At 62.0% G+C, this 16,242-nt stretch carries 14 protein-coding genes; 6 read left to right on the top strand and 8 right to left on the bottom strand.

Annotation, left to right across the window (positions count from 1 at the left end):
• Position 1: 1 nt before the first annotated feature.
• The 3 genes from rplC to DDD63_RS03630 all read right to left on the bottom strand — a co-directional run bounded on the left by rplC (position 2) and on the right by DDD63_RS03630 (position 2,044).
• The gene (gene rplC, locus DDD63_RS03640) at positions 2-667 is read right to left on the bottom strand and encodes a 50S ribosomal protein L3 (RefSeq protein ID WP_108715227.1); all 666 of its coding nucleotides are present in this window, start codon (positions 665-667) and stop codon (positions 2-4) included.
• 10 nt (positions 668-677) lie between these two features.
• A complete protein-coding gene (gene rpsJ / locus DDD63_RS03635) occupies positions 678-986 on the bottom strand; it encodes a 30S ribosomal protein S10 (RefSeq protein WP_108715226.1) in 309 nt (102 codons plus the stop codon).
• Positions 987-1,252: 266 nt separating this feature from the next.
• The gene (locus DDD63_RS03630) at positions 1,253-2,044 is read right to left on the bottom strand and encodes a GntR family transcriptional regulator (RefSeq protein ID WP_108715225.1); all 792 of its coding nucleotides are present in this window, start codon (positions 2,042-2,044) and stop codon (positions 1,253-1,255) included.
• A 244-nt stretch (positions 2,045-2,288) separates the two neighbouring features.
• Here DDD63_RS03630 and DDD63_RS03625 point away from each other — a divergent pair, with 244 nt between their 5' ends.
• The 6 genes from DDD63_RS03625 to deoC all read left to right on the top strand — a co-directional run bounded on the left by DDD63_RS03625 (position 2,289) and on the right by deoC (position 7,654).
• A complete protein-coding gene (locus tag DDD63_RS03625) occupies positions 2,289-3,305 on the top strand; it encodes a Gfo/Idh/MocA family oxidoreductase (RefSeq protein ID WP_108715224.1) in 1,017 nt (338 codons plus the stop codon).
• A gap of 21 nt (positions 3,306-3,326) precedes the next feature.
• On the top strand, positions 3,327-4,874 hold the full coding sequence (locus tag DDD63_RS03620) for an FGGY-family carbohydrate kinase (RefSeq protein ID WP_108715223.1): 1,548 nt from the start codon (positions 3,327-3,329) through the stop codon (positions 4,872-4,874).
• A 7-nt stretch (positions 4,875-4,881) separates the two neighbouring features.
• Positions 4,882-6,075, top strand: a complete 1,194-nt coding sequence (locus tag DDD63_RS03615; RefSeq protein WP_240611404.1) for an iron-containing alcohol dehydrogenase — start codon at positions 4,882-4,884, stop codon at positions 6,073-6,075.
• Complete coding sequence (locus DDD63_RS12775) at positions 6,072-6,257, top strand: hypothetical protein (RefSeq protein WP_240611403.1); 186 nt, start codon at positions 6,072-6,074, stop codon at positions 6,255-6,257. Before DDD63_RS03615 ends, DDD63_RS12775 begins: the two co-directional genes overlap by 4 nt.
• Entirely contained in the window at positions 6,254-6,688 is a 435-nt protein-coding gene (locus tag DDD63_RS03610; protein WP_108715222.1) for an SIS domain-containing protein, read from the top strand. The genes DDD63_RS12775 and DDD63_RS03610 overlap by 4 nt, the downstream gene beginning before the upstream one ends.
• Positions 6,689-6,970: 282 nt before the next feature.
• On the top strand, positions 6,971-7,654 hold the full coding sequence (gene deoC / locus DDD63_RS03605) for a deoxyribose-phosphate aldolase (protein WP_108715221.1): 684 nt from the start codon (positions 6,971-6,973) through the stop codon (positions 7,652-7,654).
• A 194-nt stretch (positions 7,655-7,848) separates the two neighbouring features.
• Here the strand turns inward: deoC and tuf are convergent, their stop codons facing one another.
• From tuf to DDD63_RS03580, 5 genes are all read right to left on the bottom strand, one after another.
• Positions 7,849-9,039: an elongation factor Tu gene (gene tuf, locus DDD63_RS03600; protein ID WP_108715220.1), complete on the bottom strand. Its 1,191-nt coding sequence runs from the start codon at positions 9,037-9,039 to the stop codon at positions 7,849-7,851.
• Positions 9,040-9,154: 115 nt separating this feature from the next.
• The gene (fusA, locus tag DDD63_RS03595) at positions 9,155-11,281 is read right to left on the bottom strand and encodes an elongation factor G (RefSeq protein ID WP_108715219.1); all 2,127 of its coding nucleotides are present in this window, start codon (positions 11,279-11,281) and stop codon (positions 9,155-9,157) included.
• A gap of 45 nt (positions 11,282-11,326) precedes the next feature.
• Positions 11,327-11,797 (bottom strand): 30S ribosomal protein S7, encoded by a 471-nt coding sequence (gene rpsG / locus DDD63_RS03590; protein WP_108715218.1) that lies wholly within the window; start codon positions 11,795-11,797, stop codon positions 11,327-11,329.
• Positions 11,797-12,171 (bottom strand): 30S ribosomal protein S12, encoded by a 375-nt coding sequence (gene rpsL, locus DDD63_RS03585; RefSeq protein WP_108715217.1) that lies wholly within the window; start codon positions 12,169-12,171, stop codon positions 11,797-11,799. The genes rpsG and rpsL overlap by 1 nt, the downstream gene beginning before the upstream one ends.
• 157 nt (positions 12,172-12,328) lie before the next feature.
• Entirely contained in the window at positions 12,329-16,198 is a 3,870-nt protein-coding gene (locus DDD63_RS03580) for a DNA-directed RNA polymerase subunit beta' (protein ID WP_108715216.1), read from the bottom strand.
• Positions 16,199-16,242 lie beyond the last annotated feature (44 nt).

Genomic DNA, 16,242 nt, shown 5'->3' with positions numbered 1-16,242 from the left:
TTCAGGCTCCCTTCACAGCGGTGCGAACCACGACTGTGCCGCCCTTGTTGCCGGGGATCGGGCCGGCAAGGAGAAGGACACCCTTCTCGGCATCCACAGCGTGAACGAGCAGGTTCTGGACTGTTACGCGGTCGCTTCCCATGCGGCCTGCCATACGAAGACCGCGGAAAACGCGTGACGGTGTAGCGCAGGCGCCGATGGAGCCCGGCTTACGGTGATTGCGATGCGCACCGTGAGATGCCGAAACGCCGGCGAAGCCGTGCCGCTTCATAACACCGGCGAAGCCCTTGCCCTTGGAGGTACCGACGACGTCGACGAGCTGGCCGGCCTCAAAGAGGTCCGCTCCCAGCTCCTGACCGAGTTCGTAATCCTGCGCATCGGATGTGCGCACCTCGGCGAGGCTGCGACGCGGCGCAACCCCGGCCTTGTCGAAATGGCCTTGCAGCGGCTTCGTCACGTTCTTCGTCTTCAACTCACCCGAGGCAAGCTGAACGGCGGAGTAGCCGTCCGTCTCGGGGGTGCGAATCTGCGTGACGACATTGGTGCCGACTCTGACGACCGTGATCGGGATGAGGCGCCCCGCCTCATCCCACAGCTGGGTCATTCCCAGCTTGGTGCCGATTAGCGCCTTCACGGGCGCACCGGCAGTGACCTGCTTGGAGTTCATGTGCGTTACCTCAGAGCTTGATTTCAACGTTAACGTCGGCCGGAAGATCGAGACGCCGCAGCGTGTCGATCGTCTTAAGCGTCGGGTCGACAATGTCGATGAGCCGCTTATGCGTGCGCATCTCGAAATGCTCGCGGCTGTCCTTGTACTTGTGGGGTGAACGAATAACGCAGAAAACGTTCTTTTCCGTCGGCAGTGGCACCGGACCGACCACACTTGCGCCGGTACGCGTCACTTCGTCGACGAGCTTCTTCGCCGCACTATCAATGACCTCGTGGTCATATGACTTGAGCCGGATGCGGATCTTTTGTCCCGCCATGGCGTCGTCTACCTCTCTCTACCGTGGTGATCACCGGTACCCGCACTCGGGCGTGTCGCGACGTTACCACCAGCACAAGCCCTATTGCAGATTTCGATGAACCCTTTTTTCACACCGGTAACACGGAGCCCCGGCGAAGTTCCTGGCTCGGCCGAGCCGAGCAACTTGTTTAGTATGCCAAAAGGCGCGCTGAACAGGCAAGCCATATCGTCCAATAGTGGCGGGGCCTACACGTGGGCAGCGCCACGTTCTCCCGACGCGCACACTCAGGCATGCTCTATCGTCACCGCGGCCGAGTCCAGTTCCTTGCCGACGATGATGTCGAAGCGGCTCGTATCGCCGCGATGGTAGGCCGTGAACGCCTCAATTGGCCGCCCCTGCTCGTCACACAGAACGGACCGGATGCGTAGCAGTGGAGCGCCTTCCTCCACCTCAAGCGAAGCCGCGATCTCCTCGGTGGCCAGTACCGCCTCGATCGACCGGCGAGCCGTGCCCATCGTGAGGCCGTAGTCGTCCGACAGAATCCTGTACAGGGAACTCTGGCAGAAGTCTCTCTTCTCAATGCCGGGAAACAGTGCGGCCGGAAGCCAGGTGGTGGTGCGCGCCCACGGCTCGCCCTCCGCGCGCCGCACACGCTCCAGCACGAAGACGGGCGCGTGTATGGGAAGCGCAAGCGCCTCCGCCACCACCTCCCCCGCCGCCACGATCTCCTGCCGCAACACTTCACTCTCCAGCGTGATGCCAGCCTTTTGCGCATGTGCGTACAGGCCCTGCAGCGATTGGGCCAGGCCGTGGTCGCGGCGTTCACGGGCCAGGAACGTGCCTTTGCCCCTAATGCGTTCGAGCAGGCCCTCGTTCTCGAGTTCGGCTAGCGCCTGCCGCACAACACTGCGGGACACGCCGTATTCCTGACTGACCTCGTTATCCGACCACAGCCTGTCGCCGGCCACAAGCCCTTCCCGCTCGACTCTCGCCCGCAGAATCGTCTTCAGCTGGTGATAATACGGCAAGGCCGAGGCGGTATCGATGGCCTCGACCGGCGCTTGTTGCGTTGGCATGGCGCCATTTTACCGTTGCATTCTGATTCGTTCACCGATAAGCGCCACTCGCCCCCACGTCTTCTACCAAAAGCACGGGCCGACCGTGACGTTGACATTGTGGAAGCACCCTGCCCCACGTCTTCTGCCAATTCTGCCAAAAGGGTTGTCCGGTTGTCCGTACAGGTGTAGGCTCAGAGGTACTGGCGCAACGTCGCGTACAGGCAGGCAGCTCCCGCGCCGGTCGCAGTCGAAGGAGACAGGGATGACCGTTCATATCGGAATCATCGGCGCGGGACGTGCCGGCCTCATTCACGCCAAAGCATTTCTGCACCACGTGAAGCAGGGGGAGCTCGTTGCCCTGTGCGATCCGAATCAACAGGCGCGTGCGGCGGCGCGGCGCGAACTCGGCGTCAACGTTGTGGCAACCGCGGATGAGCTCCTCGCTACGAATATCGACGCCGTCGTGATCACGACTCCAACCAAGCACCACCACGACGCCGTCCTGAAGGCCGCTGCAGCCGGAAAGCACATTCTGTGCGAGAAGCCGATGGCAATCACTGCACAGGAATGCCGCGCGATGATCGCTGCCACCCACCGGGCGGGAGTCAAACTACAGATCGGATTCATGCGTCGTTTCGACCTTGGCCATCGCCGGGCCAAGGAACTCATTGAGCAAGGTGCAATCGGCGATATCGTCTCGGTGACCTCGCTGACCCACGGTCCCAGCGTCCCCCACCCCTGGATGTACGATCTGCAGGCCAGCAACGGCCCGCTGGCCGAAGTCTCAAGCCACGATATTGATGCGCTGCGCTGGTTCACCGGCGCGGAGATCACCTCCGTCTATGCCATCGCCGGGAACTTCCGCAGCGCGGAGGCGCACGATCACTCTCCGGACTATTATGACACGGTCCTACTCACCGCCCGCTTCTCCAACGGCACGCTCGGGCATATCAACGGTGCGCAGGGCGTGCGTTATGGATACGACAGCCGGGTCGAAATCCACGGCACCACCGGACGCATTGACATTGGCGACCTGAACGCCAATCGAGTGGTCGTCTCCGGCGCGCAAGGCTCCTCATATCGCGACACTGTCCCCTCATGGCGCACCTTGTACCACGACGCGTACAGCGCCGAGGACGCCGCCTTCGTCGACGCAATCATTCACGATACCGAGCCACTGGCCACGGGCGAGGACGGGCTCGCCGCGGTCGAAGTTGTCCAGGCAGGCAACACCTCCATTACGACAGGAAAAATCCAATACCTCAACACCGCGCGATGACGCGACTCAGAAAGGACCACCATGAAAACCAGCGGATACGTCATTGGCATTGATATGGGCACCGGTTCGGCACGTGCCGGCGTCTTCGACGTGACCGGCAAGCAGCTCGGCTTTGGGACAGCGCCCTGGAGTACCTCCTATCCTCGGCCCGGCTGGGCGGAACAGAACCCGCACGAATGGTGGCGGCAGACCGTTTCGGCCGTCCGCGCGGCCGTTGCCGATGCCGCAATCGATACCACCCTCATCCGCGCGATCTCCATGGATGCAACCTCATGCACCGTGGTATTTCTGGACGAGAACGACGAGATCACTCGCCCCGCCATCCTGTGGATGGATGTGCGCTCGGTCCGGCAAGCCGAAGCCGTGTACGCCACCGGCGATCCGGCGCTGCGCGTGTGCGGGCAGGGCCCGGTATCGGCAGAATGGGGACTGCCGAAGGCGATGTGGGTGAAGGAGAACGAACCGGATACCTTCTCGCGCACCAAAACCATTTGCGACGAAACCGACTGGCTAGTTCACAGGCTCACCGGGCGCTGGACGATGTCGGTCTCCCACGCCGCCGGAAAGTACTTCTACGACGACGACCATGGCGGTTGGCCCACGTCGTTGTACGAAGCCGTGCAGGCAGGCGATATTCTCGAGCGCTACCCAAGCACGATACTGCAGGTGGGCGACGTCGTCGGCCCGCTTGCCCCCGCAGCGGCCGAGGAACTGGGACTTCCTGCCGGCATCACCATCGTGGAGGGAGGAATCGACGCCTATCTTGGAGCCGTCGGCCTTGGAGTAGCAGCGCCGGGTCGCCTCGCTCTTATCACCGGCTCCTCTCATGTTATTACCGGCCAGCTCTCCACGCAGATACACACCCGCGGGCTATGGGGCGCATATACGGGCGCGACGGTACCGGGCTACTACACCATCGACGGCGGACAGACTTCAACGGGCTCCCTCGTCGAGTGGTTCCTTAAGAATCTGGCGGGTGCCTCCCGCGCCGAGTCGACGCGAACCGGCGAGTCGATTTACGACGTCCTCACCCGGCAGGCCGCCGCTATTCCAATCGGCTGTGACGGGCTGCTCAGCCTCGATCACTTCCAGGGGAATCGAGCGCCGTACTTCGACGCCCGCTCACGCGGGATGTTCTGGGGGCTGACACTCCACCACACGGAAGCGCACATGTTCCGCGCTCTTCTCGAAGGAATCTGCTTCGGCACCGAGGCGATTCTAGAGGCCATGCGCGGCGAGGGCGTACCTGTTGACGAGATCATCGTCTCGGGTGGGGCGACCAACAACCGTCTCTGGCTACAGATGCATGCCGATGTCTCCAATGTGCCACTGGTTCTCACCAATGTCCCGGAGGGGCCGGCCCTCGGTTCGGCCATGGTTGCCGCGGTCGGCGCTTCCTGGTACGAGGACATCCCAGCGGCCTCGCTTGCCATGACGAAGGTGGCCGAAGTCATCCAGCCCGACCCCGCCGCCCACGCGGAGTACATGTTCAACTACCAGGCCTACCGCGAGTCATACGAGCAGATGAAGGAGCTCATGGCCCGGGTCACCGATCACTACAGCGAGTAGGGCAGCAATGACATCCACGCGAATTACGAAGGCGCTGGCCCACGCCGACGATACCAGACGGATTGAGATTGGAAGCGGAATCCTTTCGTGCACCGGCCCGCTTTTCGCCGCGACAACCGGCGCCCCGGAGGCGATGATCATCGCTGACGAGACGACGTGGAACCTGGCCGGCCCCGCGGTTCGCGCGGCATTAACCGCTTCCGGCATCGCCCTTGCCGACCCGCTGGTCTTTCCGGCAGATCCTCCCGTGTATGCCGGATACGAGAATGTGACGCGCATCCGCCGCCGACTCGCAGAATCCGGTGCCACCGCCTGCTCCATCGGCTCCGGAACAATATCCGATCTGGTGAAACTGGCTTCGGGAGAACTCGCCCACCCCTATGTGCATATATGCACGGCGGCGTCGATGGATGGTTATGCGGCCTTCGGCGCCGCCATCTCCAAGGACGGCTTCAAGATCACCCGAGCCTGCCCGGCACCTGCCGGGATTGTTGCAGATCTCGACATCATCGCGACGGCGCCGCCGATGATGACTGCCAACGGATATGCCGACCTAACGGAGAAGTTCACGGGAGGTGCCGACTGGATAATTGCCGATGCGCTCGGTATTGAACCGCTTGCACCATTTGCCTGGGGCCTGGTGCAAGACGGGCTGCGTGAGGCACTCGCCCACCCTGACGCGGCTCGCACGGGTGAGCGAGGAGCACTAGAAGGTCTCGTTGAAGAGGCAATGCTCGCCGGACTGGCGATTCAGGCGGCACAGTCCTCGCGCCCCGGGTCCGGCGTCGGGCACAACTTCTCCCACCAGTGGGAAATGGAAGGTTACGGCCTCGACTGGCCGCTACCGCTATCACACGGCGCCAAGGTCGGCATCGGCACCATGGCGATCGCCGCGGTGTACGACGCCGTGCTGAGCCACGACTTCGCCGATGTCGACGCCGCGAAGGTCGCTGCTTCGTGGCCAACACCGCAGGAGAATGAGGCGAGGGTGCGGGCGCTACAGTCCGTGCCGGCCATAGCCGAGGCCGCCGTCGGGCAGGCGGCAGGCAAATACATTTCTCGCGAGGAGATACCCTCGCGCGTGGCCGCCATTCAAGAGGTATGGCCGCAGATCCGTGCACGCCTTCGCTCCCAGGTGCCACCCGCGGCGGAGATTCGTGACATGCTCAAGGCAGTCGGCGCCCCTACCACCCGGCAATGATCGGAATCTCCCTCGAGAAACTCCGCCGCACCTATTACCAGGCGCAGACGATCCGCTCCCGCTATGCCATCTTGGACGTCCTTTTCGAGACGGGCACCCTGGACGACGTCGTCGCATCCCTCTTCGCACCCGGCGGATTCTGGGCGGAAGAACCGGTCCCCACAGAGAGCATCGTGCCATGAGGGCGGCAGCGACGATTTTGCGTGAACTCGCGGCGGTGCTGCCGCAGGCCGCCAACGACGGCGCGGTAGCGCTCGAACAGGCGATGGTGCGGGCCAATCGGATCTTTACCAGCGGCGCCGGGCGCTCGGGGCTCATGCTGACGGCGTTCACCAATCGGCTGATGCACCTTGGGCTAAGTGCGCATCGGGTGGGCGATGTCACCTCACCGGCGATCCGCGTCGGCGATCTCCTGATTGTGGCCTCTCGATCCGGGTCGACGGCGGGCCCACTCGCCAATGCCCACATCGCGGCAGCCAGCGGAGCCGCGGTTGTGGCTGTTACCGCCGATCCTCTCTCCCCCTGGCGCAGTGCGCAAGCGCCACTCTTGTCGTTGCCTCTTCCCCATCAGTACAACCGATGGGATCGCTGTTCGAGCAGGCACTTCTCTTGACCCTCGACGCAGTTGTTCTCGATCTAATGTACGAGCTCCAGGAGACGGATGAATCAATGCGAGAACGCCATGCCACGATGGAGTAGGCCACGCGTGGCGCGCACTCCCCTGCTCCACCTCCACAGAGCCATCTACCTACCGTCACGGCACGCCCGACATGCCGTCACAGCAGCGCCCAACGCACGTCCACGGCATTCCCGGCATGCAACAGCACTATCCGACACGCAGCGCCACCACCCGGCATGCATTTCACGCCACCACCCGATATACACAGGAGAATCGATGTCTATTACCCCCGCTCGCCTCGCGGCGATGATCGACCACACCAATCTGCGACCGGACGCGACGAAACAAGACTTCGTCCGGTTGTGTGAAGAAGCACAAACGCATGGTTTCGCAATGGTCGCGATCAACCCCTATCCCGTAGCCCAATGCGCCGACCTTCTGCGCGGCAGCGGCGTGCACATCGGCGCGGCGATCGGCTTTCCACTCGGGCAGGTGACCATCGAGGACAAGGTATCGGAGACGCGCAACGCCATCGCGAACGGTACCGATGAGATCGACTACGTCATAAACATCACCGAGCTCAAGGCCGGGAACCTCTCCTACATTGAGCGCGAAATGCAAGCCATCGTCGACGTCGCCCGCTCCAGCGCGGTGACTACCAAGGTCATCTTCGAGAACTGCTACCTCACAGACGAGGAGAAACGCGCCGTCGCGGAAGTCGCAGTGCGCGTGCGTCCCGACTTCGTCAAGACCTCCACTGGGTTTGGATCCCGCGGGGCGACGCTTGCAGATGTGCAGCTCATGAAGGAGTGCGTCGGCGACGCCGTCCAAGTAAAAGCTGCGGGTGGGATTCGCACGCTCGACGCTGCCCTCTCCTTCATCGCAGCGGGCGCGACGCGGATCGGCACCTCGCGCGGCGTTGACCTCATCGCTCAACTGGAAGCTCGCAGCGGCCTTTGACCGGCGTGCCGCGCGTCGCCACGCCTCGTCGGCAGGGCACGCGACCCCTCCGCCAAGAAATGGAGCGTCGCGCAAGAAGTGGAGGAGATTTCACGGCACTTCTCGAAAAACCCTCCACTTCTCGCCAGAAAACGGGCAAACACCAAAACGGGCCCGCTGCCACCCGGCAGCGGGCCCGTCCCTACGTCAGAAGATCACTTGATGATCTTGATGACACGGCCGGAACCGACCGTGTGGCCACCCTCGCGGATAGCGAAGCCGAGGCCCTCTTCCATGGCGATCGGCTGAATCAGATCAACGCGCATCTCGGTGTTGTCACCGGGCATAACCATCTCGGTGCCCTCGGGCAGCGTGATGACGCCGGTAACGTCCGTGGTGCGGAAATAGAACTGCGGACGGTAGTTCGAGAAGAACGGGTTGTGACGTCCACCCTCGTCCTTCTTCAGCACGTAAACCTGTGCCTCGAACTCCGTATGCGGAGTGGTCGTGCCCGGCTTGGCCACAACCTGGCCGCGCTCGACTTCCTCGCGCTTGGTGCCACGCAGCAGCAGACCACAGTTCTCGCCGGCATCGGCCGTGTCCATCTGCTTGTGGAACATCTCAATACCCGTGACGGTGGTGGTCTGCGTCGGGCGCAGACCAATGATCTCAACCTCAGAGTTAATGTTGAGCTGGCCGCGCTCCACACGACCGGTGACCACGGTGCCGCGGCCGGTAATCGTGAAGACGTCCTCGATCGGCATGAGGAACGGCTTGTCGAGGTCGCGAACCGGATCCGGGAAGTAGGTATCAACCTGATCCATGAGCTCCTCGACAGCAGCGGTCCACTGTGCGTCGCCCTCAAGAGCCTTCAGCGCAGAGACCTTGACAACCGGAATGTTGTCGCCGTCGTAATCCTGCGAGGACAGGAGGTCGCGGACCTCCATCTCGACGAGCTCGAGCAGCTCGTCGTCATCCACCATGTCGGCCTTGTTCAGGGCGACGATGATATCCGGCACGCCCACCTGGCGGGCGAGCAGCACGTGCTCGCGGGTCTGGGCCATCGGGCCGTCGGTGGCGGCCACCACGAGGATGGCGCCGTCCATCTGCGCCGCGCCGGTGATCATGTTCTTGATGTAATCGGCGTGGCCCGGGGCGTCGACGTGTGCGTAGTGACGCTTCTCGGTCTGGTACTCAACGTGGGACACGTTGATGGTAATACCACGCTGGCGCTCCTCGGGAGCGTTATCAACCTGGTCGAACGGGGTGAACTCGTTCAGCTCGGGATACTTGCCCGCCAGAACCTTGGTGATTGCAGCAGTCAGCGTCGTCTTTCCGTGATCGACGTGACCGATGGTGCCGATGTTCATATGCGGCTTGGACTTGTCGTACTTGGCCTTCGCCACTTGGGCCCTCCTGGGACTCTCGATTGACTTTCAGCTGATGAGTGAGATGCTATCGCATCAGACCCGGCTTAAGTGCTTTTTATTTCGGAAACTGATTGTACAGGACCGGTGGGACTCACTCGCCCCGGGTCTTCTTGATGATCTCCTCGGACACGTTCTTCGGAACCTCCGCATAGGAGTCAAACTGCATCGTGTAGACCGCACGCCCCTGAGTCTTGGAACGCAAATCACCGACGTAGCCGAACATCTCGCTGAGGGGAACGTTGGCGCGAACCACCTTCACACCGGTGGCGTCCTCCATGGATTTGATCATGCCACGGCGAGAGTTCAAATCGCCGATAACATCACCCATGTACTCTTCCGGAGTCCGCACCTCGACGTCCATCACCGGCTCCAACAGCACCGGGTTGGCACGCTTGGCGGCCTCCTTCAGTACCTGGTTACCGGCGATCTTGAACGCCATCTCCGAAGAATCGACCTCGTGATACGCACCGTCGAGCAGTGTCGCCTTGATATCCACCATCGGGTAACCCGCTAGAACACCATTCTGCATGGCTTCCTGGATACCCGCATCGACCGACGGGATATACTCCCGGGGCACGCGGCCACCGGTGACGGCATCCTCGAATTCGTAGGTTGCGCCGTCTTCGGCATCGGTCAGCGGCTCAAGCGAAACGATGACACGCGCGAACTGGCCGGAACCACCGGTCTGCTTCTTATGCGTGTACTCGACCTTATCGACCTTCTTACGGATTGTCTCACGGTAGGCGACCATCGGCGCACCGACATTAGCCTCTACCTTGAACTCGCGCCGCATACGGTCGACGATGATGTCAAGATGAAGCTCGCCCATACCGCCGATGACGGTCTGGCCGGACTCCTCATCCTGCCGCACGGTGAACGTCGGATCCTCCTCCGCCAACTTCTGGATGGCGATAGAGAGCTTCTCCTGGTCGTTCTTCGACTTTGGTTCGATGGCCACGTGGATCACCGGATCCGGGAAGGTCATCGATTCGAGCACGACAGGCTGATCAAGCGCACACAGCGTGTCACCCGTCGTCGTCTCCTTCAATCCAACAAAAGCATAGATATGGCCGGCATGCGCCACCTCAACCGGGTTCTCGTGGTTGGAATGCATCTGGAACATCTTGCCGATGCGCTCCTTGCGACCCTTGGTGGCATTCATTACCTGAGTGCCCTGTGCCACCTTGCCCGAGTACACGCGGATGTAGGTCAGCTTGCCGTAGAACGGGTGCACGGCGATCTTGAAGGCTAGCGCCGCGAAGGCCTCGTTCTCATCCGCCTTGCGCACCTCGGTTGCACCCTCGTCCTCATGGCCGGGGCGGAAACCGGTAGTAGCCGGAATATCCAGCGGCGAAGGCAGGTAGGAAACGACGCCGTCAAGCATAGGCTGAATGCCCTTATTCTTGTAGGCTGAACCACAGAACACCGGGTAGATCTCGGAGGCGATGGTGCGCTCACGCAGGCCCGCCTGGATCTCCTCCAGTGTCAGTTCCTCTTCCTCCAGGAATTTCTCCATCAGCTCTTCGTTGGCCTCCGCGGCGGCTTCAACGGCGGCCATGCGGTATTCCTCGGCCTTGGCGACAAGATCGGCGGGAATGTCTTCCTCGACGACGACGATGCCCTTGGTGTCGTTACCCTTCTCATCCTTCTCCGGGAAACGCAGAGCCTTCATCGTCAGGACGTCGACGACGCCATCAAACTCATTCTCCGCTCCGATCGGGAAGGTGATAACAACCGGAGTGGCATGCAGACGATCACGGATGGTCTGGACCGAGAAGTCGAAATCGGCGCCAAGCTTGTCCATCTTGTTAATGAAGCAAATGCGCGGCACGTTGTACTTATCGGCCTGGCGCCACACGGTCTCCGACTGCGGCTCCACGCCTTCCTTGCCGTCGAAAACTGCCACCGCACCGTCAAGAACGCGCAGCGAACGCTCCACCTCCACGGTGAAGTCGACGTGGCCGGGGGTGTCAATGATATTGACCTGCGTGCCGTTCCAGAAGGCAGTCACCGCGGCGGAAGTGATCGTGATGCCACGTTCCTTCTCCTGCTCCATCCAGTCGGTGGTGGAGGCGCCGTCGTGAGTTTCACCGATCTTGTAGTTAATGCCGGTGTAGTACAGAATGCGCTCTGTGACGGTGGTTTTGCCAGCGTCAATATGCGCCATGATTCCGATATTGCGGACCTTGCTGAGGTCCGTCAGCACGTCAAGTGCCACGTTCTAGTTCTCTTTTCCTTCAAGGGCGCCTAGCGCCCAACGTCATTACCAGCGGTAGTGCGCGAAGGCCTTGTTGGACTCCGCCATTCGATGCGTATCCTCACGCCGCTTCACGGCGGCACCGAGGCCGTTAGAAGCGTCGAGGATCTCGTTGAGGAGGCGCTCGGTCATGGTCTTCTCACGCCGTTCGCGGGCGTAATCCACCAGCCAGCGCAGCGCCAGCGTGGTGGCGCGTCCGGACTTCACCTCGACAGGGACCTGGTAGGTCGCACCGCCCACACGGCGAGAGCGTACCTCCAGCGACGGCCGGATATTATCCATGGCCCGCTTGAGAACGGTCAGCGAGTCCTGGCCGGACTTCTCCGCCACACCTTCCAGCGCGCCGTATACGATGCGCTGGGCGGTGGACTTCTTGCCGTCGCGCAGAACGCGGTTGACAAGCTGGGTCACCAGGGTTGAACCGTACACCGGGTCTGCTGTGAGCGGGCGCTTGCGCGCAGGTCCCTTACGAGGCATTAGTTCTTCTCCTTCTTGGCGCCGTAACGGCTGCGCGCCTGCTGGCGGTTCTTCACACCCTGGGTATCCAGTGCGCCGCGAATGATCTTGTAGCGCACACCGGGAAGGTCGCGCACACGGCCACCACGAACCAGAACGATGGAGTGTTCCTGGAGGTTGTGCCCCTCGCCCGGGATATACGCCGTCACCTCGATGCCCGACGACAGACGAACACGCGCAACCTTACGCAACGCAGAGTTCGGCTTCTTCGGGGTGGTGGTGAAAACGCGGGTGCAGACACCACGACGCTGCGGGCTTCCCTTCAGCGCCGGCGTCTTAGCCGCCGAGACTTTTGTTGAGCGGCCCTTGCGGACCAGCTGCTGAATAGTGGGCACTATCTCTCCTGCAAAATGTTCTTCTAGAAAATGTCCGGCGAGCGCATGGAACAACTCGATGTGGACAACCTACACAAGAGTAGCGGCTCCCCCGGGAACTCGTCAAAGAATGGCGGTATCTCGTGGTAGGTACCACTTTCCGGGGGCTACTACTACATCAATACGGGCCGTAACCCGCTGTCAGATCAAAATCTGGAAACTCGCCGTAGGAGAAACCATCATCGAAGGCTTCCAGATCTCGATGCGAGAAGCCGTTACTCTTCTCAAATTCCACACGTGCTTCGGTGGTGGGCTCCACGGTTGCCGAGCGGAGCTGCTCCAGGCCGGTGCCGGCCGGGATGAGCTTTCCGAGGATGACGTTCTCTTTCAAGCCAGACAGCGGATCGGACTTGGAGTTGAGCGCGGCCTCCGTAAGTACCTTCGTGGTCTCCTGGAAGGATGCGGCCGAGAGCCAGGAATCCGTTGCCAGTGAGGCTTTGGTGATTCCCATGAGCTCCGGACGTCCAGAGGCCGGTTTCCCACCCTCCGCCATGGCGGCACGGTTCTCATCCTCGAAGACGGCAACATCGACCAGCTCACCGGGGAGCAGCTTCGTGGTGCCCGCCTCCAGGATTGTGACGCGGCGCAGCATCTGCCGCACGATGACCTCGATGTGTTTGTCATGGATTTCCACGCCCTGCGACCGGTACACGGTCTGCACCTCGGCAACGATGTGCTGCTGGGCAGCACGTCGTCCGGTGATACGCAATACCTTCTTCGGGTCCACGGAGCCTTCGACCAACTGCTGGCCAACCTCCACGTGGCCGCCTTCCTGTACGAGGAGCTTGCCGCGCTTGGACACCTGGTAGACGAGGTCATCGTCGCCGTCGTCACGCACAATGACGAGACGACGGGTACGTTCGCCGTCCTCGATTTGCAAACGTCCGGCAGCCTCGGCGATCGGCGCCTCGCCCTTTGGCGTGCGGGCCTCGAAAAGCTCCTGCACACGCGGCAGACCCTGGGTGATGTCGTCGGCCGACGCCGAACCACCGGTGTGGAAGGTCCGCATCGTCAGCTGCGTGCCGGGCTCACCAATGGACTGCGCCGCGACAATGCCGACGGCTTCGCCGATGTCGACCAGCTTTCCGGTGGCCATCGAACGACCGTAGCACATGGCGCAGGTGCCGACCCGCGATTCGCATGTCAGCACGGAGCGCACAGTCACCTCGGTGATACCGGCGGCAATCAGCTTCTCGATGACGGCGTCGCCCAGGTCGGTCCCGGCGGCCGCCAGCACCTCTCCGGATTCATCCGTGATATCACGGGCCAGTGTGCGGGCGTACACGGACACATCCAGCATCTCGTCCGGAACCAGTCTGTTCTCGCCCGGGCGGGCGATGGTCTTCGTCAGACCGCGCCGTGTGCCGCAGTCCTGCTCTCGCACGATAACGTCCTGCGACACGTCCACCAGGCGGCGGGTCAGGTAACCGGAGTCAGCCGTCCGCAGCGCGGTATCCGCCAGACCCTTGCGGGCGCCGTGCGTCGCCATAAAGTACTCGAGAACAGAGAGTCCCTCGCGGTAATTGGAACGGATGGGGCGCGGGATAATCGCACCCTTCGGGTCTGCCACCAACCCGCGCATACCGGCGATCTGGCGCACCTGCTCCCAGTTACCACGGGCACCGGAGGAGACCATGCGGTTCACGGTATTCGTCGCGTCGAAGTTCGCGCGCATCTCCTTGGCCACCGTATCGGTGACCTCGGACCACAGGTCCACCAGGTCGCGGCGACGGTCTTCGTCTTCAATACGACCGGTCATGAACTGGCTCTCGATGCGAGCAGCTTCCTGCTCCGCCTTCTCCAGAATCCCGGACTTGCTTTCCGGAACGACGACGTCGGACACGGCAATCGTCGCGCCGGAGCGTCCCGCCCAGTAGAACCCGGTGGATTTCAGCGCGTCGAGGGAAGCCCCAACGGCCACCTTCTCGTAGCGCTCGGCGAGCTGGTTGACGATGCCGCCCAACACACCCTTGTCCACGACCTCATTCACGTACGGGAAATCCACCGGCAAGGTCTCATTGAAGATCGCCCGCCCCAGCGTGGTCTCCAGCAGGAGGGGTGCGCCCTCCTCGCCTTCCCAATCACGCGGCGGAACCACGTCGGCCTCGAAACGGATGTGGCACTTCGAATTCAGATGCAACTCACCCAGGTCTGCGGCCATTTGCGCCTCGGCCACCGACGAGAAGTACCGCCCCTCACCGGCCAGTCCCTCACGCAGCGTCGTGAGGTGGAACAGACCGATGATCATATCCTGTGCGGGCATGGTCACCGGGCGTCCGTCAGACGGCTTGAGGATGTTGTTGGCAGAGAGCATGAGGATACGCGCCTCAGCCTGCGCCTCCACTGACAGCGGCAGATGGACGGCCATCTGGTCGCCGTCGAAGTCGGCATTGAAAGCCGCGCAGACCAGCGGGTGCAGGCGGATGGCCTTACCCTCGATCAGCTGCGGTTCGAAGGCCTGAATGCCCAGGCGATGCAGGGTGGGTGCCCGGTTCAGCAATACCGGATGCTCCTGGATGACCTCTTCCAGTACGTCCCATACCTCGGTGCGCTGCCGGTCGATCAAGCGCTTGGCGGCCTTGATGTTCTTCGCGATCTCCAGGTCAACCAGACGCTTCTGCACGAAGGGCTTGAACAGCTCCAAGGCCATGATCTTCGGCAGACCGCACTGGTGCAGTTTCAGCGTCGGACCGACGACGATCACGGAGCGCCCGGAGTAGTCCACTCGCTTACCGAGCAGGTTCTGGCGGAAACGCCCCTGCTTGCCCTTGAGCATGTCGGAGAGCGACTTGAGCGGGCGGTTACCGGCTCCCTGCACCGGGCGGCCACGCCGTCCGTTATCAAAGAGGGCATCCACCGCTTCCTGCAGCATGCGCTTCTCGTTGTTCACCATGATCTCCGGTGCGCCCAAATCAAGCATGCGCTTGAGACGGTTATTCCGATTGATCACGCGCCGGTAGAGATCGTTAAGATCCGATGTGGCAAAACGTCCGCCGTCCAACTGCACCATCGGCCGCAGATCCGGCGGGATCACGGGCAGGGCGTCCAAGACCATTGCCTCCGGGCTAGTGCCGGAGTGCAAAAAGGCGTTGACCACCTTGATGCGCTTCAGAGCACGCGCCTTGCGTTGCGCGGTACCGGTCTCAATAACCTCGACGAGGTGATCATGCTCGGCCTGCAGATCGTAGGTCTGCAGGCGTTTCTGGATGGCCTCGGCGCCGCGGCAGGCGGAGAAGTAATCCGAGTAACGGGACTCCATCTCGCGATACAGATCCTCGTCACCTTCCAGGTCGCCGACCTTTAGCTTGGTGAAACGCTCCCAAACGTCGTCGAGACGCGCGATGTCCTGTTCGGCGCGCTTACGGATGCGGCCCAGTTCGTTTTCTGCGGACCGCTTCAGCCGGTTCTTCGCATCGGACTTCTGGCCCTCCGCCTCAGCGGCGGCGAGATCGGCTTCCAGCTTCTGCTGGCGTGCCTCCAGGTCGACATCCCGCGACTTCTCCAGGGCGACACGCTCCAGTTCGTATTCGGACTGCAGAGTTGCCATGTCGTCGTGACGGGACTGTTCATCAACATCCGTGACCATGTAGGCCGCGAAGTAGATGACCTTCTCCAGATCCTTCGGTGCGATATCCAGCAGATAGCCCAAGCGAGAAGGAACACCCTTGAAGTACCAGATATGAGTGACGGGAGCGGCCAGTTCAATATGCCCCATGCGCTCACGGCGCACCTTGGAGCGGGTGACTTCCACACCGCAGCGCTCACATACGATGCCCTTGAAACGGGGGCGCTTGTACTTACCGCAGGCGCACTCCCAGTCACGGGTGGGGCCGAAAATGCGTTCGCAGAACAGGCCGTCCTTCTCCGGCTTAAGAGTGCGGTAGTTGATGGTCTCTGGCTTTTTCACCTCGCCGTGCGACCACTTTCGGACATCCTCCGAAGTGGCCAGGGCGATGTGGAGCTGATCGAAGCGATTGACGTCGAGCAAGTTTCCTACTTCCTCAGGTTAGTAAAACTGTCCGTAATACTGTC

The sequence above is a fragment of the Actinobaculum sp. 313 genome, from assembly GCF_003073475.1.
GTDB lineage: Bacteria > Actinomycetota > Actinomycetes > Actinomycetales > Actinomycetaceae > Asp313.
This window is presented reverse-complemented; position numbering and strand designations above follow the sequence as displayed.

Coding starts and splice junctions, on each gene's coding strand:
- rplC (WP_108715227.1), bottom strand. CDS start 667: ATGAACTCCAAGCAGGTCACTGCCGGTGCGCCCGTGAAGGCGCTAATC.
- rpsJ (WP_108715226.1), bottom strand. CDS start 986: ATGGCGGGACAAAAGATCCGCATCCGGCTCAAGTCATATGACCACGAG.
- DDD63_RS03630 (WP_108715225.1), bottom strand. CDS start 2,044: ATGCCAACGCAACAAGCGCCGGTCGAGGCCATCGATACCGCCTCGGCC.
- DDD63_RS03625 (WP_108715224.1), top strand. CDS start 2,289: ATGACCGTTCATATCGGAATCATCGGCGCGGGACGTGCCGGCCTCATT.
- DDD63_RS03620 (WP_108715223.1), top strand. CDS start 3,327: ATGAAAACCAGCGGATACGTCATTGGCATTGATATGGGCACCGGTTCG.
- DDD63_RS03615 (WP_240611404.1), top strand. CDS start 4,882: ATGACATCCACGCGAATTACGAAGGCGCTGGCCCACGCCGACGATACC.
- DDD63_RS12775 (WP_240611403.1), top strand. CDS start 6,072: ATGATCGGAATCTCCCTCGAGAAACTCCGCCGCACCTATTACCAGGCG.
- DDD63_RS03610 (WP_108715222.1), top strand. CDS start 6,254: ATGAGGGCGGCAGCGACGATTTTGCGTGAACTCGCGGCGGTGCTGCCG.
- deoC (WP_108715221.1), top strand. CDS start 6,971: ATGTCTATTACCCCCGCTCGCCTCGCGGCGATGATCGACCACACCAAT.
- rpsG (WP_108715218.1), bottom strand. CDS start 11,797: ATGCCTCGTAAGGGACCTGCGCGCAAGCGCCCGCTCACAGCAGACCCG.